The sequence below is a fragment of the Psychroserpens sp. genome, assembly GCF_034670085.1.
Classification (GTDB): Bacteria; Bacteroidota; Bacteroidia; order Flavobacteriales; family Flavobacteriaceae; genus Psychroserpens.
Genome location: NZ_JAXMOD010000001.1, coordinates 296,410 through 318,624 on the forward strand (window position 1 = coordinate 296,410; position 22,215 = coordinate 318,624).

A 22,215-nucleotide genomic window follows, 5' to 3' on the forward strand; every position below is an offset into this window, starting at 1 on the left:
AATGAAAAAAATACAAAAAATCCATATTTTTCTAGCTGTATTATCGTTTGGTCTGTTTACAATTGCTTGTGAAAATGACGAAAATATATTTACAGCCACAGAAACAACTCCAATTGTATTATCAGAAGTTCCAATTTCTATGATCGAATTAGATCCTTCAAATCCTGGAAATGCTGCTGTAACATTTAATTGGAACGAAGCAAATTATAATCAACAAGCTTCAGAAAACTATGCAGTACAAATGTCATCGGATGAGTCATTTACCAATCCTGTAAATGCTACTTCAGTTGTTGGAACAACATCTGCTACATTATCTGTAAATGAGTTAAATTCTGCAGCAGGATCTGCAGGATTACCTCCTTTTATGTTTAGTACAATATACACTAGAGTTGTGAGCTCAATAGGTTCTCAAAACGGACTTCCTGTGGCTTCTAACGTTATTAGTTTTCAAGTGCAACCATATTTCAATTATGTATTTAAAGATTTCTATTTAGTTGGTAATGGAACTTCTGCCGATTGGAATAATAACAACAATAATCCTCCATTATTTAGAGATTCTGAAAACAATAATCTATATCGTTATACTGGATTCTTTACCAAAGGTGGTGGTGGATTTGATGATGGTCGATTCAAAATTTTAGAAGTACGAGGACAATGGCAACCACAATGGGGCGTAGCAGCTGCTGAAGGAAGTGACACTATTGAATCTTCTGGAAACATTGCTGGTAATCCGGCAACTCAAGATAGTGATCCTGGTCGTTTTGGTGTAGCTTCTGATGGCTATTATACCTTTACAATTAATTTTTCATCGAATACCTATACCATGGATTCTACAGATGAATCTGGTTCGACAAGTTTTTCAAGTATGACATTACAAGGTGATGCTGTAGGAACAGATACTGCTTTTACACAATCTAGCTTTGACACTCATTTATGGTACATTTCTAACGTAAATCTTCAACCTGGTGATTTACAAATTATGACAAATACTGGATCTACATGGGGTGGGTCAACTTCTTTTTCTGGAGTAGCAACCGATGGTGGCGGAAGCATTCCAGTTGTAGTTCAAGATGATTATGAAGTTTGGTTTAACGACTTAACTGGAGACTATATTCTGATTCCACAAAATTTATAAAAATAACACTATGAAAATAAATAAAATTACTGCGTTAATACTAGGTCTATTCTTAGTCTTTGTCGCATGCGAAACCGAAGAAAGTTTAGAAATCACTTCTCCTGATGCCACATTTAGGTTATTAGATCCAGCGATATCTAACATTAATTTAAATTACAATTTCCCAAACAATGAAGCATTTTCAATTGTTTGGAATGATCAATTAACTTCTGGTTCTGGAGGTTATATGGTAGAATTATCTCCAGATGCTTTATTTGAAAGTCCTTTGGTAATAGGTTCTTCTACTACTGACCGTTTTACCATGACTACTGCAGAATTTAATTCAATTGTTTTAAATGAAGGTGCAGATGCATTTGAACCCTTTACAGTTTTTATGAGAGTAACAACTGGATCTGAAATTTCAAATAGTGTAAGTTTTAGTGTATCATCATATTCTGAAGCTGCTCCCGTGATTTCTAGTCCAGATAGTACGTTTTCAATTGTTTTACTGGAAACTACTCCAAATGATGAAGCAATAAACGTTGCTTGGAATGATCCAGATTTTGGAGAAAACAGTTCGGTGGATGTTGTTTATGAAGTACAATTTGCAGTAGCTGGAACAAGTTTTGCTGGTGCTGTTACTGAAAGTGCAGATGGAATGACTTTTTCAAGAACTCATGAGTTATTTAATGACATAGTTTTGAATGCTGGACTTATTGCTGAAGAAGTTGGCAACCTAGATGTAAGAATAAAAGCTACCATAGAAATGGAAGCTGGAAATATGGAACGTTTTTCTGACGCAGTTACTGTTGCAGTAACGCCATACAGTGTAGAACTTGCTCCAATTCTTTATGTTGTAGGTGCAGGTGCTGTTGATGCTGGTTGGTCATGGGACACACCTATTGAATTACCTTTACAAGGCACTAAATACTCTGGAAATATAAATTTAATTAATGATGCATTCAGATTCTTCACGGTAAACAGTGATTGGGGTTCTGGAAGAAACTATCCTTTTTATGAAGGTGCAGGTTATACTATTGATGCTAATTTAGCAAATGCTTTGGATGGTGACAGTAACTTCCAATTTACTGGTACACCTGGAGAATATTTTCTAGAAATAGATACTGTAGCTAAAACAATTACATTAGGTCCACCTGTGGTTGGTCCAAACTGTAATAACGATCAATTATGGTTAGTTGGTGCTGGTATTGTTGATGCTGGTTGGTCTTGGGATACTCCTGTTGCTCTACCTTGTACTGGAAACGGAACATACTCTGGAAATGTAGCTTTAACAAATGACACTTTTAGATTCTTCTCAGTTAATAGCGATTGGGGAAGTGGAACGAATTATCCAACGTATGAAGGAAATGGATATACTATTGATAGTAACTTTAGTAATGCCATGGATGGGGACAGTAATTTCTCTTTTGATGGAACTCCAGGTACTTATTTTTTAACAGTAGATGATATTAACAAGACTATAACTTTAGCACCAGAACAACTTCAATGTGACTTTGATCAATTATGGATGGTTGGCGCAGGTGTTGTAGATGCTGGTTGGTCTTGGGATACTCCGGTTGCTTTACCTTGTACTGGTGCTGGAATATACTCTGGACAAGTTGCATTAACTAATGATGCTTTCAGATTCTTTACAGTTAATAGTGATTGGGGAACAGGTATTAACTACCCAACTTACGAAGCAGATGGATATACTATTGATACAGATTTGAACAACGCCATGGATGGCGATAGCAATTTCTTTTTCAATGGCACTCCCGGCACATATACTGTAACCGTAGATACCGGGAATTTAACAATCACAGTAGAATAAATAATAAAATTCTTATTAAAGGCTATGTGAATACATAGCCTTTTTTATAAAACATTATTACTATGAAAAAACTTTTACTCTCTTTAATTACATTTATTTCATTAAACACTTTTGCTCAAGTTACCTTGAGTGTTGGTGCAATTGAGGTCGACCAACCTGTAACCATAACACTTGATACTAACAACACAACTGGAACAAACTGTAATGGATTTAACAACCCTTCAAAAGTATACATGCACTCGGGAATTGGTAATAATTCAGACGCTTTTGGTTTTAGTGTTATAGGTAATTGGGGACAAGATGATGGTGTTGGTCAAATGACAAATGAAGGAGGAGGTATATTTAGTATTACAATTACGCCTCAAACGTATTATGCTATTACCCAACCTCAAGCAGATGCTGCTACTCAAATTGGGATGGTATTTAGAAATGAAGATGGTACTCAAGAGTTAAAAGATGATGGATGTAATGATTATATATTTCCTATCGGAAGTGTCCAAATAATTATTAATCAACCCTCTAGTGAATTGGTTGTTATAAATTCTGGAAGCAATTTAAGTGTCAGCGCCACTATTAAATTTCAAGGAAGCACAACTGTTCAAGGTACTTATGAGATTTTTTATAATAATGTGTCGATTGCATCTGGATCTTGTGGATTTCCAGCTTGTAATTATACAATTAACAATATTACCCAAAGTGGTACTGTTAAGGTTGTTGGTTCTCCACCAGCACCAAATGCTTCTGAGTCTGGTGAAGCTTCTTTTGAAGTTGTAGTAGTTCCTACTGTTGCAGATCAGGCATTACCTGCTGGAGCAGTTGATGGTATTAACTATGGCACAGATGCTACCAAAGCAACCTTAGTATTAAATGCACCTGGCAAAGAGTTCATTCAAATAGCTGGAAGTTTCAATAACTATACACCAACCAATGCCCATGTTATGAAACGTGATCCTTCAACTGGAAAGTATTGGTTAGAGTTAACAGGTCTAACGCCAGGACAAATTGAAACATATCAATACTGGGTTTTTGATACTAACCCAATCACGAATTCTCCTGGATTAGTAAAAACTGCAGATCCCTTTTCAACTCTAGTATTATCACCTTTTGATGATCCTTTCATTCCAAGTAATAGTTATCCTAATTTACCAGTATATCCAGCGGGTCAAGAACGAGAAGTAACTGTTCTTCAAACCGGACAAACACCATATAATTGGCAGGTACCAAACTTTCAAAAGCCTAAAAAGGAAGATTTAATTGTTTATGAAGTACTTGTTAGAGATTTTGATGCTGACCGTAATTATCAAGACTTAATTGATCGTATAGATTACTTTAAAAATCTTAATGTAAATGCCATTGAATTAATGCCAGTAATGGAATATGAAGGCAATGAAAGTTGGGGCTATAATACAGCTTTTCACATGGCTTTAGACAAATATTATGGTACTGAAAATAAACTCAAAGAACTTATTGATGTATGTCACCAAAACGGAATTGCAGTTATTCTTGATGTGGCTTTGAATCATGCTTTCGGAAGAAACCCAATGCAACGAATGTGGATGAATGATCCTGATGGTGATGGCTGGGGTGGACCAAGTAGTGATAATCCTTATTTTAATGTAGTACCTAAACATAGTTATAACGTAGGCTCAGATTTTAATCATCAAAGCAGTTTAACTCAAGAATATACTCGACGTGTTGTTAAGCATTGGATTGAAGAGTTTAAAATTGATGGATTCCGTTGGGACTTAACAAAAGGATTTACTCAAAATTGTGAAAATAACGAAGGGTGTACAAATAGTTACCAACAAGACCGCGTAGATATATTGAAGGCTTACGCTGATTACTCCTGGTCTTTAGATCCTACTCACTATGTGATTTTTGAGCATTTAGGTTCTGAAAACGAAGAAAAAGAATGGGCTAATTATCGTTACAATGAAGGCAAAGGAGTCATGATGTGGGGAATAATGAACAGCCAATATAACCAATTAACTATGGGTTATAATTCTGGTAATAATATCAATGCTGTCGGTCACAAATCTCGTTCACAATTTCAAGGAGCTAGAGTTATAGGTTATGCTGAAAGTCACGATGAAGAACGCCTAATGTATAGAAACCTACAATTCGGAAATAATACAAATGCTTCTCATAATGTTACAGATTTAAATACTGCTTTATCAAGAATGTCAGCATTAGGAGCTGTAACCTTAACAGTTCCTGGACCTAAAATGATTTGGCACTTTGGAGCTCTAGGAATGGATAACTCAATATTTACATGTAATAACGGTGTCGTTAACGAACCAGGAGGAACCGATGGCGATTGTAAATTAGACACAAAACCACAGCCTCAATGGACAGAAAATTGGTTGGGTGATGTTAATAGGAAACAAATCTATGATGATTGGGCAAGACTGAATGCTTTAAAAATTAACGAACCTGTTTTTGAAGGAGATTACGCAATTACATCTGGAAGTTTAACTCCAAGAATAGATGTTTTTGACACCTCTCTTCCATCTTCATCATTAAGGAATGTTGTTATACTTGCAAACTTTGATGTGATTTCAAGAACTATAAATACTAGTTTTCCAACTGGTGGAAATTGGTATGACCTCATGGATGAAACTGGTAGCACAATCTATAATGCCGCAACAGTAACTATTCCTGCTGGTCAATTTAGAATCTTTGGAAATGTACCTTCTACTTTAAGTAATGAAGCCTTTATAGCAAATAATACTTTCGGTATTTATCCAAACCCAGTAAATACATCATTTAAAACGAATAAGGCCTTAGAACGATTAGAAATTTTTGATATCACTGGTAAATTAGTAAAATCATTTAGTGGCGAGTTCACTAAAAATGATTCTTATGATATTTCAGATTTAAGCCCAAGCCTTTACTTAGTTAAAATAGAAAATAAAAATGGTCAAACTTTGACATCAAAAATATTAAAACTTTAAATTGATTTATAGCAATTTGAATTAGCCTGAAAAAGCTTTCCATATTTTTTGGAAAGCTTTTTTTACAATAGAATAAAAAAAGCCAACTCCAAAGAGTCGGCTTTTTATTTTGTACAGGCGGAGAGACTCGAACTCTCACACCTTGCGGCACTAGATCCTAAGTCTAGCGTGTCTACCAATTCCACCACGCCTGCAACTTTCCAATGAATATTGGGTTGCAAATATAAACAATACTTTCAATATTCAAATAACTTTAATAGTGAAAAAATCATCTTCATTTTTGTATTTTTGAATGAACATAAAATTTGACGTATATGCAAAACATTCAATCCTATATAAAAGACCATAAAGACAGATTTCTAAGTGAATTGATAGAACTGCTTAAAATTCCTTCTGTTAGTGCTGATCCCGCTTTTAAAGATCATGTTATTCAAACTGCCGATGTGATAAAAGAAAGTTTGTTACAAGCAGGTTGTGACCATGCTGAAATATGTAAAACTGATGGTTTTCCAATTGTTTATGGTGAAAAAATGGTTGATAAAAACCTTCCAACGGTATTGGTTTACGGTCATTATGATGTGCAGCCAGCAGATCCTTTAGAACTATGGGATTCACCACCTTATGAGCCTGTTATTAAAAAAACAGAAATACATCCTGAAGGTGCTATTTTTGCTCGTGGTGCTTGTGATGATAAAGGACAAATGTATATGCATGTTAAAGCCATGGAATTCATGACAAAAACAGATCAATTACCATGTAATGTGAAGTTCATGATTGAAGGTGAAGAAGAAGTTGGAAGTGTTAACCTTTCAAAATTTGTAAAAAACAATCAGGAAAAACTCAAGAATGACGTCATCTTAATTTCTGACACTGGAATGATTGCTCAAGATGTTCCATCAATAACTACTGGATTAAGAGGTTTAAGTTATGTTGAAGTTGAAGTTACTGGCCCGAATAGAGATTTACATTCTGGATTATATGGTGGAGCGGTTGCGAATCCTATTAATATTTTAACAAAGATGATTGCCTCTCTTCATGATGAAAACAACCACATCACAATTCCTGGATTTTATGATAAGGTAGAAGATCTTTCTGATGAAGAAAGAGCAGAAATGGCAAAAGCACCTTTTTCCTTAGAAGGCTATAAAAATTCAATAGATATAGATGCTGTTTATGGTGAAAAGGGCTATACAACTAACGAACGAAACTCCATAAGGCCAACACTCGATGTTAATGGCATATGGGGAGGATACATTGGAGAAGGCGCTAAAACGGTTATCGCGAGCAAAGCTTACGCAAAAATATCTATGAGATTAGTCCCTCATCAAGAATGGGAAGAAATTACAGACTTATTTAAAACTCATTTTGAAAGCATTGCACCTGCTGGTGTAAGAGTAAAAGTAAAACCGCATCATGGTGGACAGGGTTATGTAACACCTATTGATAGTATCGGCTATAAAGCTGCTTCAAAAGCATATCAAGATACGTTTGGAAAAACACCTATACCTCAGCGTAGTGGTGGAAGTATTCCTATAGTTTCACTTTTTGAACAAGAATTGAAGAGTAAAACCATTTTAATGGGATTTGGTTTAAATAGTGATGCAATTCATTCTCCTAACGAACATTTTGGTGTTTGGAATTATTTTAAAGGCATTGAAACAATTCCATTGTTTTATAAGTACTTTACTGAATTGAGTAGATAAAATTATCTACTCTTTTACAATTTTATAAGTTCCTGTTTTTTCAGAAGATGAGACCTTTAAGAAATAAATACCTCTAGGAAGATTTTTTATTTGCATTGAAATGGCTTCATTGGTAATACTCTTTTGCATTACTAATTTTCCGGACACATCAAATAAATCTAACGCAATAGATTCGGTATTTCCAGAAATTTCGACATTAAGGTTTGACTTTACTGGATTAGGAAATACTTTGATCTCATTAGCTAAAAAATCATCTAGGCCTAATGTCAGGAATGCAACACAATCACTGATTTCTACACAAGTACCAGAGGTAACTTCAACCGCATAGTTTCCGCTAACTGTCGGAAGATAAGATTGTGCAGTTGCTCCAGAAATTGGAGAATCTGTATCACAATTAATCCATTGGTATGAAGCAGAAGCTTGATTAGAAGTTAAGGTGGTAACTGTTTGGGTAATCCTATTATCTACACCAACCAATCCTCCTACTGTAGCCATATACGCTGTTGTTAGTTTTGTTAACTCATAAAAATATGGTAAGTCTAATGTACTATAACGATCACCTGAAGAATGATAAAAAGGAGTTTGGTCATTGGTTTCCCATGATTCACCTAGCAATACTGCAGAATATCCGTTGGCCCAAAAACTTGAATGATCACTTGAAAAAGTTCCAGGATTAACCTCAATCACACTTAAATCGAAAGTATAACTATTTAACACGGCAATAATGTCGTCTTTCATTGCAATGGAACCTGCAAAATTTCTGACATCAATATCAAATTGATTATCACCTGCAGATCCTGAAGGATCACCATCGTAACCCATCATATCTAAATTTAAGACACCCAAAATATTGTCGCCATTCCCAGCAGCTTGAGCTGCATAAAAGGAAGATCCATTTAACCCTATTTCTTCTTCATCCCACAAGGCATAAACTATTGTATTGTCAAGACATTGTGTTGATAATAATCTTGCTGCTTCTAAAACAGCAGTAGTTCCTGTAACATTATCATCTGCACAATAGTCTGCTACCGAATCGTAATGCGCACAAATAATATAGATATCATCAGGATTGGTTTTTCCTAATTGAGTGGCAATTATGTTTCTTCCGTTACTATTGAAGGATTGATCTGTAATAGTCAGATTATTATGTTGCTCAAGTTTTTGAACTAAATAATCTGCAGCTAAATCGTTATTAGCTTGTTGTCTATTGGTAATGGTTACTGAATTTCCATCGACAACTGTAGCTGTTTCTCCTGAAAACTCTTGAATTGTTAGCGATAGTGTGTCTAAACTAACTTTATCAATAATATCTTGAATCGATTGTGCTTGTGAATTAAACGCACATAAAAAGAGGCATAAAATAGTAGTTTTAAAAGTTTTCATTGTGGGCAATTTTTCTTTTAATTTCTTCAAATATAGTGGATTTTAGTTACATACAAATTCTAAAATGTTGTTTTATAAATCTGAAAAACCTTAACTGAATGGTCTTTTTCTTAATAAAAAGTGTAACATCTGTCATTTTTTAGCGTTCTAATAGATAATCAATCAAAATCAAATCATCATGCTCAAAAAATTCTTCATCATCTGTTCAGGATCTGACACTGATATACTAAATAACTGCTCAATAGGGGAACAAAACAAATTTGCTGGCATTGGAGCCACAGTGTTTTTCACTGCTGTCATGGCTTTTATTGCTTGTTCTTATGCCTTATATACCGTTTTTGATAATCTTTTTGCAGCCATAGCTTTTGGCTTTGTTTGGGGATTATTAATTTTTAATTTAGATCGCTTTATTGTGTCTACCATTAAAAAACGTGACAGTATTATTGATGAAATCATTCAGGCTTCTCCTAGATTATTGTTAGCCGTGATTATTGCAGTTGTGATATCAAAACCTTTAGAACTGAAAATTTTTGAGAAGGAAATTAATCAAGTGCTTTTAGAACAAAAGAATGATTTGACCTTAGCTAATAAAACACAAATTGCACAACAGTTCACACCAAATGTACAGGCACTTGAAAGCGACATAACTAATTTACAATCCCAAATAAACACTAAAGAAGCTGAAGTTAATGCGCTTTATAGTACATACATTTCTGAAGCCGAAGGAACTGCTGGAACACATCTGTTAGGAAAAGGTCCAGTATACAAAGAAAAGCGGGATAAACACGATGCTGCTTTAGCAGAGTTACAGCAACTTAAAACAGATAATAAAGCTAAAATAACCTTAAAAGAAGATCAAATCACACAATTAAAATCAGATTATGATACTCAAGTCGTAACCTCACAACCTATTATTGATGGTTTTGATGGTTTAATGGCTCGTGTAAATGCATTAGGTGAATTGCCTTGGTTACCATCACTTTTTATTTTATTGTTGTTTTTAGCTATTGAAACGTCTCCTATTTTCGCGAAGTTATTATCACCTAAAGGTGAATATGATTATAAATTAGAAGATGCTGAGACCGCAGTTAAAACATGGGTAGAGCAGAAAGTAAATGAGCGTAAAATTCTTTTAAAAACAGACCAAACCCTCAATAACAAAATCTATAACGATATTGCAGAAGAAGATGAGCTTTACACGTATAAGCGAAAAAAAGCAAGGGAATTAATGCAACTTCAGGCAGATGCTTTTTTTAAACATCAAAAAAATGCATTATAGCAACTAGGCCGCAGATATTTTTGGGCTTTCTGATTTAAAATGGTCGTATAAATCTTTACATCCTAAGCCAATAATTGATAAACGTTTATGCTTAATGATCGATTCGTTGTGTAATTGCGCTATTGCAGTAACACCATGTCGATCTATACTTTTTAAATCTTCAATACTTATTGTAATTGCATTAGCTTTTTCAAAAATATTTCTGAATTTACTTTTAAACACATGAATATTGTGTCTATCTAAAGAGCCTTTTACTTTAAAAAAGTTGTTTGAATGTGTAATTTCTAAGTCCATAATAGCATTTTAAGGTTAATTTCACTGTAAATTTTGGTGCTAAAATCAATGATTTCTGACTTCAATATCCAAAATTATAAACAGCTCTTGCTATTTATTCGACAAAATGTATAATTGGTAAGATTTGGTTCATGAATGGTTTTTTTTATCCGATAAAATGCACAACAACAGCCTATTAAAATATTTAATTGGTATTTGTTTTATGAATGTAATTATTAATTCTGTCCTCTAAAATTGCAAGGGTAACCGTTCCTTGATTTAAAATAACATCATGAAATTCTCTAATATCAAATTTTGAACCTAGTGCGAACTCCGCTTTTTTACGAAGTTCTCTTATTTTAAGTTCGCCTATTTTATAAGACAAGGCTTGTCCTGGCCATGAAATATATCGATCTGTTTCTGTACTTATTTCGTGAAGTGATAATGCTGTATTTGAAGCCATATAATCTACAACCTGTTTTCGTGTCCAGCCTTTAGCATGAATTCCCGTATCAACAACTAATCTGCAAGCTCTCCACATTTCGTAGGTTAACTTACCAAATTCTTCGTAAGGTGTAGTGTACATTCCCATTTCTTCAGCTAAAAACTCACAATATAATCCCCAACCTTCACCGTAAGCAGATAAATATAAATTTTTTCTAAATCTGGGAATGCTATCACCTAATTCATTATTTAAACTCCCTTGCAGATGATGACCTGGAACAGCTTCATGAACTGTTAATGAAGGCATTGTATATAAAGTCCTACTTGGCAAATTATAGGTGTTAACCCAATAATAACCCGGATCTGTACTTTCTTTTGTTGTACCAATATAGCGACCTGTTGTATATTTTGGTGCAATAGCATCAGGAACTGGAGCAACACCATAAGGTTTACGTGGTAGGGTTTTAAAGAAACGTGGTAATTGCGCATCAGCTCGTTTAGCCATGTCTCTAGCTATCATTAGCAATTGTTCAGGTGTTTCGGCATAAAACTGTTTATCTGTTCGTAAAAAATGGAAAAAATCTTCAAAGCTTCCTTCAAATTTTAAATCACTGATAATAGTTTCCATTTGAGATTTTATCCTTGCAACTTCTTTGAGCCCAATTTGATGAATATCATCAGCACTATATTGGTTACTCGTTGTATAATAATTAATTCTATTTTGATAATACGCATTTCCATTTGGCGTTTCAGAAACACCTAATGTAGTTCTAGTCTTCGGAAGGTATTCCGTTTCAAAAAAGGTTTTTATTCTTTTAAACTGTGGTGTCACACTAGTTTTAATAGCCACCTTAGCTGCAGTTAAAACGGAGTCTTTTTGACTTTCACTTAAATCACTAGGAAGGCTTTTGAATGGCGAATAATAAAAACTGTCTTCATAATTGTCAACGATATGTGTATCGTAAGTCGATTCATACCCTTCGAAAATAATTCTTGGTTGAGAGACTCCTTTTTCAAGACCATGACGTAAATGCACTAAATTTTGATTTACAAACTCAGGAATAGCATTCAGTTTTTTAAGATATTCTTTAACTTGCCAATAGTTAGTAAGCGGTCTAACTTCATAGGTTAAATTGGAATGAAACCCTGAATCTGATAACAGAGGGTTCAAGTAACCTTCAAATTCGTAATAATCAATTTGATCCTGCAACACAAACTTTAAAAGCGTTAATGAAATTTGTTCAGTTTCATTTAAGGTTTCAGTATCAATTTTGGACAATTCATTCAACTTTATTTGAGCAAACTCAGCTTCAGATTTGTAATAGTCTTTTGTAAAAAGTCCTAAAGGATATTCATTTCTATCGTAACCTTCATGGTCTTGATAGTTGTCAATTATGGCTTGCAATTCTTCGGATGCAGACCTTAAGTTTGCACTTTCTTGAAAGGAAAACAAACTAAAAAAAAGAATTAGGATTACAGGTTTTAAATACGACATAAATTTAAATTTTTATTTTGACGTTCTTGATGTTTTTTAAGATCCAAAGGCTGACGGATTATAGGTATTGAAACCAAATGATTTTCAATCTTAATTTTATAATTTCTTTACATATTTGGTGATAATCACAATTTGTTGCGCTCCAACTTTACCTTCAATATATTCAGCATTCTCATGATCTAATCTAATGTTTCTTACCGCAGTTCCTTGTTTAGCAACCATACTAGAGCCTTTCACTTTTAAGTCTTTCACTAAAACAACCGAATCTCCTGATTCTAAAATCACTCCATTAACATCTCTATGAATTATTTTATTCGCTTCATCTTCATGTTCTCCAGTAGCTCTAGCTAGAGCAATAGCATCATCATCTAGATACATCATGTCTAACAAATCTTTGGGCCAACCTTCAGCTCGAAGACGTTGTAACATGCGCCAAGCCATAATCTGAACTGGTACATTTTCATTCCACATACTATCATTCAAACATCTCCAATGGTTAGGATCCATATCGGTATTGCCTTCAATTTGATCCTTACACGTCTTGCATACGAGAATATCATTTGCCACATTTTCATTTAAAGAAGGCGGAATTGTATATTGAGATAAATCGTTAGTTGCACTGCATAATTCACAGCTATTATTACTTCGTTCTTGAAGGGTTTGTAATACACTCATTTTATTTTTTTTACAATGATAGGTAAATTTACCAAGACCACAGTTACAATAAGGACTCACGCATTTTTTTAGTCATGCCTTTAACAACCATATCATAAGAATGATCAATTAACTCATAAATAAGTTTAGGTTGCAATTCACCACTATGAATATAAACACTGTTCCATTGTTGCTTATGCATGTGATAACCTGGTTTGATACTTTCATAATCTGCTCTCAGTTCTTGAGCGTATTCTGGATCACATTTTAAGTTTATAAAGGCTTCTCCTTCTTCCCATTTTTTCAATGAAGCTAAGGCAAACATCTTTCCCAAAACTTTAAATACTAAGGTGTCTTGATCAAATGGGAAATGTTCTGAAACTGCCTTCTTTTGCATACAGTAATTTCTATAGTCTTCTATATTCATTTTAATAACCGTTCCATTACTTTTTCTGGATGCTTGAGTTCAGTAAATCCAAACTGTTCGTATAGTTTGTGTGCATCTGATGTTTTTAACATCCACGTTTTACACAATTGAAGCAAGGGTTCTTCATTTATAGCTTTCATTAATTGCTTAGCATAGCCTTTCCCTCTAAAATCTGGTAAAATAAATACATCCATTAGATACACAAAAACTACATAATCTGTTGCTATTCGAGCAAACCCAATTTGCTTGTTATCGATATACACTCCAAAACACAAACAATGTTCAATTGATGTTTTAACTTCATCTTTTGATCTTCCTTTTGCCCAATACGTTTCAGTCAAAAACTCTTGAATCAAATTGACATCCAACCGCGATTTGTCCTTTGATATTTCTATCACTCCTTAAGTTTTTTAGGTGTTTTATCTTCAATTTTTAAAGCTGAATAATCTAACTTCCAACCAATAGTTTCAACAATAGTTTCAATAAGTAACACAGATTCTAAAGCTTCTTTTTTAGCTACCTCGTATAATCCACTTTCTGGTACTTTATTCATAATATGAAGTTTCGCTTCGTTGTGTAATTCGGTTAAATCTGATGCTTCAAACTTATTGAACATACCATCAGTTTTATCATAGTAATTTAAATCGGTTTCAATAGATAAGACTTCTGGTTGCGGAAAATGGAATAGTTTAACTGTCTTGGTCTTCATATCAGACTCTAGTTGAATTTTTGATAAGTCAAATCCAACATGTGCTTTCGCATTAATAACTACAAGTGCTTTTTTCCGACTTGTAATGAGTTTAAGATAGCGCTCTTTTACATCTTCATAATGGTAAATCTCAGCAAAATCACCTTCTACCGTAATAAACTTACAGACTTTCTTAATCTTATCTAATAAAATCACAGATTGGGTATTGGTTCTTTTTTTTATACTGAATTGTTTCACCAACGTAACAATAGCTAAGGTTACTAAGATGCTTATGATAATGATAAAAAATGTTTCCATACTAATTTAATTGCTTTATAGAATCTGAATAAAGACTAAAAATTCACTTTAATATTATTGAGAACTTTAAATAAAACTGGTTTACTTGGTGACGCATCATTTTCAAAAGGAGCGATTTGCAAGTTTAAAAAATACTCTCCATCATCCACTTTATTTGGGACATATATAAATTCGGTTATTGTGCAATCCTTCCTGAGTTTCCCGTTAAAATTCCAAAATGCCTTATGTGCTTTGAGTTCACCTCCATCTTCTTCCCTATCAACACTAGGCAAATCAATTAGTAAATGTTTAATGCCTTTGCTTACCAAGTATTCAACTGCATCTTCTTTTAAGTACGTCCAATTCGTTTTTGAATATTGCTTAGACAATTTATCTTTCATATTTGGCAACGTTCTTATTACAATGGCATCACGTTTTTTATTTCCTAGCGCAAACTGCAATTGTTTTTTTGAAATGACTGTGTCTTTCAAATATTTCTCAGCAGCTACAGAAATAACTTCAGCAAGGAAGAAAAACTGTTTTAAATTTTTGTTTACAGAGTGAAATTCTTTGGTAATATGTCCTACACATTCAGTATGTGTGCCATGTGCATGCGGATTAAATTGAATGTTATTAAAGTTAACATCTGCGCCTTCTGAAACACTTCCTATCCAATCGTCTGAATGAACAGGTTCAATTTTTGGCTCATCAATATACCATGCATTCACATTTTTTATTGAAGCTCGCATAGGAATAGAGATATCTAATGGTTTTGATAAATCTATTTGTAGTTTTCTGGAATTGTATTGGATTGTTGCTAACACTATAAATTAATTTTAAATAAATCTGAAGCTATTCCATCACATAAAAATTGTCCTTTTTTGGTGACGCGTAAATGCTCATCATCAATATACAATAAATGTTGATGTATAAAAACTTCTGATTGTTCAATTAGGTAATCTTTAAAAACTGTGCCAAATTCGTTTTCTACTTTATGAAATGACACACCCCAAATGGTTCGCAAACCTGTCATGATATACTCATTATATTGATCAGTAATCGTCAAAAACTCAGTTTCTATTGGTAGTATTTCGTTTTGAATCGCCTTTATATATTTTGAATTATTACGCACATTCCAACCGCGTTCTTTTCCATTAAAAGAATGTGCTGAAGGTCCAATACCTATATACGATTTACCTTGCCAATAAGCCGAATTATTTTTACTAAAGTAGCCTTCCTTTCCGAAGTTAGATAATTCGTAATGCACAAAACCCGAAGTCTCTAATGTTTCTTTTAGAATATGAAATTGTTCGTGTGCTAGGTCATCATCTACATCACTTATAAGTCCTTTCTTGATGAAACTTGCTAAAGCTGTTTTTGGTTCTACTGTTAAAGCATAACTTGAAATATGCGGAATATTATAAGACAAGGCTAATTCTATATTTTCCTTCCATCGCTCATTACTTAAACCTGGAATACCATAAATTAAATCGACCGAAATATTCTCAAAATATTGTGTTGCTTGATCTAAACATACTTTGGCTTCGTCAGCATTATGAGCACGATTCATAAGTTTAAGATCGGCTTCAAAAAAGGATTGAATACCAATACTTAACCTGTTTATTGGTGATGTCGATAAATTCTGGATTTGTTTAATTGAAAGATCATCGGGATTCGCTTCAAGTGTGATCTCTGGATTTGAAATCACTGTATAGTTTTGATAAATGGTAGCTATTAAAAACTGAAGCTCTTTAATCGTTAACAAACTTGGAGTTCCTCCACCAAAATAAATCGTTTCTACAGTAGTATTCTTAAATTCATCCTTTCTAAGTTGAATTTCTTTTCCTAACGCATTTACCATCTCATCCCTTTTCTTCAAACTTGTTGAAAAGTGAAAATCGCAATAGTGACAAGCCTGTTTGCAGAATGGTATGTGGATATAGATGCCTGAAATGTGTTTAATTTTTAATTGTTATATCTTAGATTAAATTTGGGTTGAAATTTCCGTTTAAGGACCAATCGTCTTCTGAAAGCTAAAAAAATAGCATATCCATAGTAGCCGAAAATTAAAATAATCATAAACCAAATTAGCTTATTTTGCTTTTTTTTGAATCGCGTTAAATACAATTCTCGACCAACATAATATAAAAATGCAAATCTTAGAATTAATAGTGTTTGAGGTGTAATAAATTGATCCAAATGTTTTTATTTCTTTACACGATCACCATTCTGCTTCACAAAACTCGACCAACCAGAATAACTTTTACCTATTTCAATCCGACCTTCATTATAAAAATGGCAAACTGCTGCCGCTAAACCATCCATCGAATCTAAATTTTTAGGCAAAGTTTTCAAGCCTAATAAACTTTGTAACATTTTTGCCACTTGTTCTTTACTAGCATTTCCACTTCCTGTAATGGCCATTTTAATTTTCTTAGGCGAATATTCAGTAATTGGAACTTCACGCGATAAACCTGCTGCCATAGCAACACCTTGTGCTCTTCCAAGTTTCAACATACTTTGAACATTTTTCCCAAAGAAAGGTGCTTCAATTGCAATCTCATCTGGATGATGTGTATCAATAAGTTCAATAGTGCGTTCGAAAATAAGTTTTAATTTAAGATAGTGATCGCTATACTTCTTGAGGTCTAACTCATTGAGCTGTAAAAAGCGCATTGATTTACCTTCAACTTTTATGAGTCCGAAACCCATAATAGTCGTTCCAGGATCAATTCCTAATATAATTTTTTCTTTAGTCATCTATTAGCAATATTGACATCCACTTAATGAGAATGTAATTCCGAAAGTAATCGTTAAAAGATTTCCACTAAATGAGCCAAAACCTTCTGTTATTGGGTCAAAACTTCCTCCTAATCCCAATATATAAGACACATCTGTGTATAATGACATGTACTGACTTAAGCCGTAATGCACTTCGAGACCAGCCATCATATTTAAAAACGATACATTATTATTTGTGTAATTACCCAAAGGCTTCACCATACTATAACCAGGTCCTGCATGTGCTACCAAACCCATTTGTTCTGGTAAAAACGAAAGATATGTGGTTGGATCATATACAAACTGAGCATTTATTCTTGTGTAATTAATTTTAAATGTAGGCGAATCATTTCCGTTTGTGAATCTATTAAATCCAAAATCTAGTTTAGCACCAAACTGTGGTTTAAACATACGTTGGAAACCAGCATTAATTGTTGGAAAATTCATGGGCTTCGATTCAAACCCTTCTACAAAACCAGATTGTGAAGGACTATTTAAACCTAAAGCGATTTGTGCTTTCCATTTATTAGTATCTCTTTGAGCAAACGAAACTATCGTAAACAACAACGTTATAACTAAAAATTTATGTTTTTGGGTTTTAAAAATCGACATCATATCATTAAATGGTTTATTTTGCATTTCTATGTATTTTGCAAGCCTTCCATACAAAACTAAACAATTCTTTCTTGTACTTATTAAATTAAGTATCGTTGTTGGTGCATTTTATTTTATCTACCAAAAATTAACAGAAAACGACGAACTCGATTTTCACGTTTTTATCGATTTTTTGAAAGAAAATAATACTTTTTCAACAAAAACTGTCCTTTTTTTACTGTTTTTAACGCTTTTTAACTGGTTTTTAGAAATTTTAAAATGGAAAGCCTTAGTCGCCACAATTGAAAACATAAGCTTCAAAAATGCTCTTGAACAAAGTTTAGGGTCTTTAACGGCTTCATTATTGACACCAAATCGAATTGGAGAGTATGGAGCCAAAGCCATATACTATACTCTAGGAAAGCGAAAAAAAATAGTTTTGTTGAATTTCTTAGGTAATATGATGCAAATGGGAACCACTATTGTATTTGGTAGTTTTGGTTTATACCTTTTAAATTCAAAATATGACCTAAATATTGATTACTTCAAAGTATCTCGCTTTGCAGTTATTATTGGTGTTGTCGTACTATTTGCCATTTTTGGTCTCAAACAAAAAAAGTTTAAAATTAAAGGGTTTTCAATTGAACGACTAGTACAATTTTATAAAAACATTTCAGCTAAAACAAAAATCATTGGACAGGTTTTATCTGTAATAAGATATCTTGTCTTTTCTTTTCAGTTTTATTATTTACTTACAATTTTTGGTGTAAACGTCAGCTATTATAATGCCATGGTTGTGATCACTACAATGTATTTATTAGCTTCTATTATACCTTCTGTTTTTATCTTTGATGTCGTTATAAAAAGTAGTGTTGCTGTATATTTGTTTTCAATTGTTGGTGTAAACGATTTTACAACACTTAGTATCGTAACTTTAATGTGGCTTCTTAATTTTGTTTTACCAAGTGTATTTGGAAGTTATTACGTGCTAAATTTTAATTTACCTAAAGACAACAACTTATAATGCTCATCATCTCAATAGTAATCATCGTTTTATATCTGCTTTTGATTGGTAGTTTTACTATTGGATTTGACAAGATAAAGTTAATAACTCTAGAAGATATTCCTGCCAAAGTTAGTTTTAGTATTGTAATTCCATTTAGAAATGAAGTACAGAATCTTCCTGATTTATTACAGTCCATTTTAGAGTTACATTATGCTAAAGACAAATTTGAAATTCTTTTTGTTGATGACGATTCTAAGGATGATTCTGTAAAACTAATTCGAAGTAAATTAAGTAAAACACAGATCGATTTTAGCATTATTACGAATGACCGTAATTCTAGTGCTCCAAAAAAAAACGCGATTACTAAAGCCATTTCCAAAACTAAATATGAATGGATTGTAACTACAGATGCTGACTGCAAACTTCCGAAATATTGGCTGGATAGTTTTGACTGTTTTATCCAGAAAAATGATGCTAAATTCGTTGTAGCTCCTGTCACCTATTATGAAGTAAACTCGTTTTTAAAACGGTTTCAACTGCTCGACTTTTTGAGTCTTCAAGGTGTTAGTATTGGAGGTTTTGGAATGCATAAACCTATATTGTGTAATGGTGCAAATTTGGCTTATACCAAATCACTATTTTCAGAATTAGATGGTTTTAATGGCAATACACATATTTCTAGTGGTGATGATATTTTCTTATTACAAAAGGCAATCAAAAAATGTCGGAAAGAGATTCATTATTTGAAAAATGAACATGCAATTGTAACAACTTTAGCGCAACCCAATTTTAAAAAATTAGTATCTCAACGCGTACGTTGGGCAGCAAAAACATCAAGTTATAATAGCCTTTTTGGAAAACTAACTGGACTAATTGTATTTTTAATGAACGGTTTTTTAGTGTGTTCACCTCTGCTAACTCTTGCAGGATTTATATCACCAAAAACCTTGTTGTATACCTTTGTTATTAAATTTTGCATTGATTTTTTATTACTGTATAAAACGGCTCGTTTTTTCAACCAAGAGTCGTATTTAGGATCTTTTCTTTTTTCAAGTTTTATTTATCCATTCTTTTCTGTTTACGTAGTTTTTATCTCAGTATTTAAAGGTTACAAATGGAAAGACAGAGCTTACTCCAAATAGTGTTATCTCATTTATTTTTGTTAGATTTACGGTAACAATACCCAATATCCTGATGAAAAAAATAATCTGTATTCTTTGCTTTATTCTTAGTGTTTCGTTTTTACAAGCTCAAGAAAGCTATACCATAAATGGAGAAACACTTGAATTAAAAACTGAAGTAGATGGTAAATTAGATTTGCTTTGGAATATTATAGATGGTACCTATCGCTATTTTGTAAGAACTGAGGATAATACCATTACTGAATTAAAAAACACAAAGGCAGATCGAAAATTTCAAGAAGAATACAAAACTTTACTCAATGAGTTGACTAATAACTCTATGTCTACAAAACGTCTGAATCTAACCTTATTTAGCTTAAAAGAGTTTATAGATGCTTATAATGTTTCTGCCGATAGCAATTACCAATCTAACGTAAGCAGGAGTAAATTTCAATTTAGAATTGGAGTTTTTGGAGGTCTGACTAATAGTCCTTTTGTTACAAATCCAAACAATGAAAAAACACCCTTATTTGGTGCAGAATTAGAAGTATTAGAAGCTGACCGTATTTCCAGACATGCAGTGTTTATGCAATTAAAACATGTTATTGAACAAGAAGATATAAAATATTCTACGACAGAATTATCATTAGGTTATCGCTTTCGAGTGATTAATAAAGAAACATTTAGCCTTTATGCTAATGTGAAATTTGCTACTCTTAACTTCTCAAATTCAACTGTAATATCAGATGTTAATGGTGTTATAACTACAGAAGAATTTAACGAAACCGCTTTTGACGTGCCTTTTATCTTTGGAATTGGAGCAGATATTAATGTAAGTAAAAACAGTTTTATTACATTAGCTTATAATGAACTCTTTGCCTTACTTATTGATAATCAAGGTAATTTCTCAACTGATTTCTCGATTGGATACAAGTTTAAATTGTAATGCGCTTAACTAATTACAAAACCAATAATCCCGTATTTTCAGAGTACTTCTGGGACGACCAGAACCCTTCTAATAAGAAAATGACCGTTTCTGGTATTTTGTTTAAATCACTACTTTGTATTTTAGTTATTGCTGCTATTACAGGTTACATATGGAAACTTAACGAAGATGGCATGCCTGTAAAATGGTTTACACTTGGTGGTATGTTGGCCGCAATTATAATAAGTGTAATCATTTCAGTAAGACAGCATTGGGCACCTTTTTTAGTTCCGTTATACACAATTGCAAAAGGAATTTTTCTAGGTGGATTTTCGGCTTATGCACATAAACATTTTCCTGAAATGCCATTCCAAGCCATTGGTGTTACTATAGTTACGTTTTTTGTGATGCTCTTATTTTATCAGACTAGAGTCATTGTGGTTACAAAAAAGCTAAGAAGCGTGATCATTACGTCTGTGGTAAGCATAATGGTTGTGTATATCATCTCTATGGTTTTAAATTTCTTCGGAATCAAAAGTTACATTTGGGGAACATCTTGGTTTGCCATTATCTTTAATTGTATCGCTGCAATCGTAGCATCCTTCGCCTTACTTTTGGATTTTGATTATATAGAACGTTATAAAAATAAGGCTCCAAAATTTAAAGAATGGCTCGCAACTTGGGGACTTCTAGCCACACTCATTTGGCTCTATGTAGAAATCTTAAGGTTGATGCAAAAATTGGCTATTCGATTTTAATAATTATTGGTAAACTAAATTGGGTTGTGACTTGCTGACTTCGTTTTATTGCTGGAAATATTTTAGGTAACGAATCTAGACTTTTACGCAACAAACTATCTAATTGTGGAATTTCTTGTTTTGTTAACGCACTACTTGTAATAGAATTGATTGAAAACTCACCTTGATTATCTATAGTAATCTTTAATTGAATAGTATCTTCAATAGACTCTGAAACCATAATATGATGTTGAGATAAATTCGTATTTAAAATATCTCGTAAGGTATTTTCGAAGCATAACTTTTTATTTACTTTTCCTAAAGTCGAATCACAGGATGAAAATGTTGGGTATTCATCTACATCATTCCATGTAAAGAGTTCCAATTCATTTTCTAATAATTCTTCAGAATATACCTTTTTCTTGTTGAAGTCATCACAAGACATCACGTTGATAAGCAATAGAAAAATAAGTATGCGCTTCATGTTGGTTGAACTGAAAGCGAAAAGT

21 protein-coding genes and 1 tRNA gene are annotated in these 22,215 nt (G+C 33.1%); 9 read left to right on the top strand and 13 right to left on the bottom strand.

The window, feature by feature from the left end; translation table 11 throughout:
• Position 1: 1 nt before the first annotated feature.
• The 3 genes from VOI25_RS01225 (at position 2) to VOI25_RS01235 (ending at position 5,899) form a co-directional block, all read left to right on the top strand.
• Positions 2-1,135 (top strand): SusE domain-containing protein, encoded by a 1,134-nt coding sequence (locus VOI25_RS01225; protein ID WP_323787066.1) that lies wholly within the window; start codon positions 2-4, stop codon positions 1,133-1,135.
• A 10-nt stretch (positions 1,136-1,145) separates the two neighbouring features.
• The gene (locus tag VOI25_RS01230; protein WP_323787067.1) at positions 1,146-2,945 is read left to right on the top strand and encodes a SusE domain-containing protein; all 1,800 of its coding nucleotides are present in this window, start codon (positions 1,146-1,148) and stop codon (positions 2,943-2,945) included.
• Between the two features lie 62 nt (positions 2,946-3,007).
• Entirely contained in the window at positions 3,008-5,899 is a 2,892-nt protein-coding gene (locus VOI25_RS01235; protein ID WP_323787068.1) for an alpha-amylase family glycosyl hydrolase, read from the top strand.
• Between the two features lie 112 nt (positions 5,900-6,011).
• Here the strand turns inward: VOI25_RS01235 and VOI25_RS01240 are convergent.
• Positions 6,012-6,093: transfer RNA gene (locus VOI25_RS01240), tRNA-Leu, on the bottom strand.
• 120 nt (positions 6,094-6,213) lie between these two features.
• Here VOI25_RS01240 and VOI25_RS01245 point away from each other — a divergent pair.
• Positions 6,214-7,602, top strand: coding sequence for a dipeptidase (locus tag VOI25_RS01245; RefSeq protein ID WP_323787069.1), 1,389 nt, complete (start codon positions 6,214-6,216; stop codon positions 7,600-7,602).
• A 6-nt stretch (positions 7,603-7,608) separates the two neighbouring features.
• Here the strand turns inward: VOI25_RS01245 and VOI25_RS01250 are convergent, their stop codons facing one another.
• Entirely contained in the window at positions 7,609-8,985 is a 1,377-nt protein-coding gene (locus VOI25_RS01250) for a M28 family peptidase (protein WP_323787070.1), read from the bottom strand.
• 178 nt (positions 8,986-9,163) lie between these two features.
• On the opposite strand from VOI25_RS01250, the gene VOI25_RS01255 reads away from it, so the two are divergent.
• Positions 9,164-10,264: a DUF4407 domain-containing protein gene (locus VOI25_RS01255; RefSeq protein WP_323787071.1), complete on the top strand. Its 1,101-nt coding sequence runs from the start codon at positions 9,164-9,166 to the stop codon at positions 10,262-10,264.
• A 3-nt stretch (positions 10,265-10,267) separates the two neighbouring features.
• Here the strand turns inward: VOI25_RS01255 and VOI25_RS01260 are convergent, their stop codons facing one another.
• From VOI25_RS01260 to VOI25_RS01305, 10 genes are all read right to left on the bottom strand, one after another.
• Positions 10,268-10,558 (bottom strand): STAS domain-containing protein, encoded by a 291-nt coding sequence (locus VOI25_RS01260; RefSeq protein WP_323787072.1) that lies wholly within the window; start codon positions 10,556-10,558, stop codon positions 10,268-10,270.
• 184 nt (positions 10,559-10,742) lie between these two features.
• Positions 10,743-12,476 (bottom strand): DUF885 domain-containing protein, encoded by a 1,734-nt coding sequence (locus tag VOI25_RS01265; RefSeq protein WP_323787073.1) that lies wholly within the window; start codon positions 12,474-12,476, stop codon positions 10,743-10,745.
• A gap of 96 nt (positions 12,477-12,572) precedes the next feature.
• A complete protein-coding gene (locus VOI25_RS01270; RefSeq protein ID WP_323787074.1) occupies positions 12,573-13,151 on the bottom strand; it encodes a PhnA domain-containing protein in 579 nt (192 codons plus the stop codon).
• Positions 13,152-13,194: 43 nt separating this feature from the next.
• The gene (locus VOI25_RS01275; protein ID WP_323787075.1) at positions 13,195-13,557 is read right to left on the bottom strand and encodes an MmcQ/YjbR family DNA-binding protein; all 363 of its coding nucleotides are present in this window, start codon (positions 13,555-13,557) and stop codon (positions 13,195-13,197) included.
• Positions 13,554-13,955, bottom strand: coding sequence for a GNAT family N-acetyltransferase (locus VOI25_RS01280; RefSeq protein ID WP_323787076.1), 402 nt, complete (start codon positions 13,953-13,955; stop codon positions 13,554-13,556). Before VOI25_RS01280 ends, VOI25_RS01275 begins: the two co-directional genes overlap by 4 nt.
• Positions 13,952-14,563, bottom strand: coding sequence for a DUF4230 domain-containing protein (locus VOI25_RS01285; RefSeq protein WP_323787077.1), 612 nt, complete (start codon positions 14,561-14,563; stop codon positions 13,952-13,954). Before VOI25_RS01285 ends, VOI25_RS01280 begins: the two co-directional genes overlap by 4 nt.
• 35 nt (positions 14,564-14,598) lie before the next feature.
• Complete coding sequence (locus tag VOI25_RS01290; protein ID WP_323787078.1) at positions 14,599-15,366, bottom strand: cyclase family protein; 768 nt, start codon at positions 15,364-15,366, stop codon at positions 14,599-14,601.
• A complete protein-coding gene (hemW, locus tag VOI25_RS01295) occupies positions 15,366-16,496 on the bottom strand; it encodes a radical SAM family heme chaperone HemW (protein WP_323787623.1) in 1,131 nt (376 codons plus the stop codon). Before hemW ends, VOI25_RS01290 begins: the two co-directional genes overlap by 1 nt.
• A gap of 251 nt (positions 16,497-16,747) precedes the next feature.
• On the bottom strand, positions 16,748-17,302 hold the full coding sequence (gene ruvC, locus VOI25_RS01300; protein WP_323787079.1) for a crossover junction endodeoxyribonuclease RuvC: 555 nt from the start codon (positions 17,300-17,302) through the stop codon (positions 16,748-16,750).
• A gap of 3 nt (positions 17,303-17,305) precedes the next feature.
• Entirely contained in the window at positions 17,306-17,962 is a 657-nt protein-coding gene (locus VOI25_RS01305) for a cell envelope biogenesis protein OmpA (RefSeq protein WP_323787080.1), read from the bottom strand.
• A gap of 4 nt (positions 17,963-17,966) precedes the next feature.
• On the opposite strand from VOI25_RS01305, the gene VOI25_RS01310 reads away from it, so the two are divergent.
• From VOI25_RS01310 to VOI25_RS01325, 4 genes are read left to right on the top strand one after another with little or no spacing between them, the layout of a single operon-like run.
• Positions 17,967-18,941 carry a lysylphosphatidylglycerol synthase domain-containing protein gene (locus tag VOI25_RS01310; protein ID WP_323787081.1) on the top strand — a complete coding sequence of 325 codons (975 nt, stop codon included), beginning with the start codon at positions 17,967-17,969 and terminating at the stop codon, positions 18,939-18,941.
• Positions 18,941-20,065, top strand: a complete 1,125-nt coding sequence (locus VOI25_RS01315; RefSeq protein ID WP_323787082.1) for a glycosyltransferase — start codon at positions 18,941-18,943, stop codon at positions 20,063-20,065. The genes VOI25_RS01310 and VOI25_RS01315 overlap by 1 nt, the downstream gene beginning before the upstream one ends.
• A 52-nt stretch (positions 20,066-20,117) precedes the next feature.
• Positions 20,118-20,990 carry a hypothetical protein gene (locus VOI25_RS01320; protein WP_323787083.1) on the top strand — a complete coding sequence of 291 codons (873 nt, stop codon included), beginning with the start codon at positions 20,118-20,120 and terminating at the stop codon, positions 20,988-20,990.
• The gene (locus VOI25_RS01325) at positions 20,990-21,727 is read left to right on the top strand and encodes a Bax inhibitor-1/YccA family protein (protein WP_323787084.1); all 738 of its coding nucleotides are present in this window, start codon (positions 20,990-20,992) and stop codon (positions 21,725-21,727) included. The genes VOI25_RS01320 and VOI25_RS01325 overlap by 1 nt, the downstream gene beginning before the upstream one ends.
• On the opposite strand, the gene VOI25_RS01330 is transcribed toward VOI25_RS01325, so the two are convergent.
• Positions 21,714-22,190 carry a hypothetical protein gene (locus tag VOI25_RS01330; RefSeq protein ID WP_323787085.1) on the bottom strand — a complete coding sequence of 159 codons (477 nt, stop codon included), beginning with the start codon at positions 22,188-22,190 and terminating at the stop codon, positions 21,714-21,716. The genes VOI25_RS01325 and VOI25_RS01330 overlap by 14 nt on opposite strands.
• Positions 22,191-22,215: the final 25 nt, after the last annotated feature.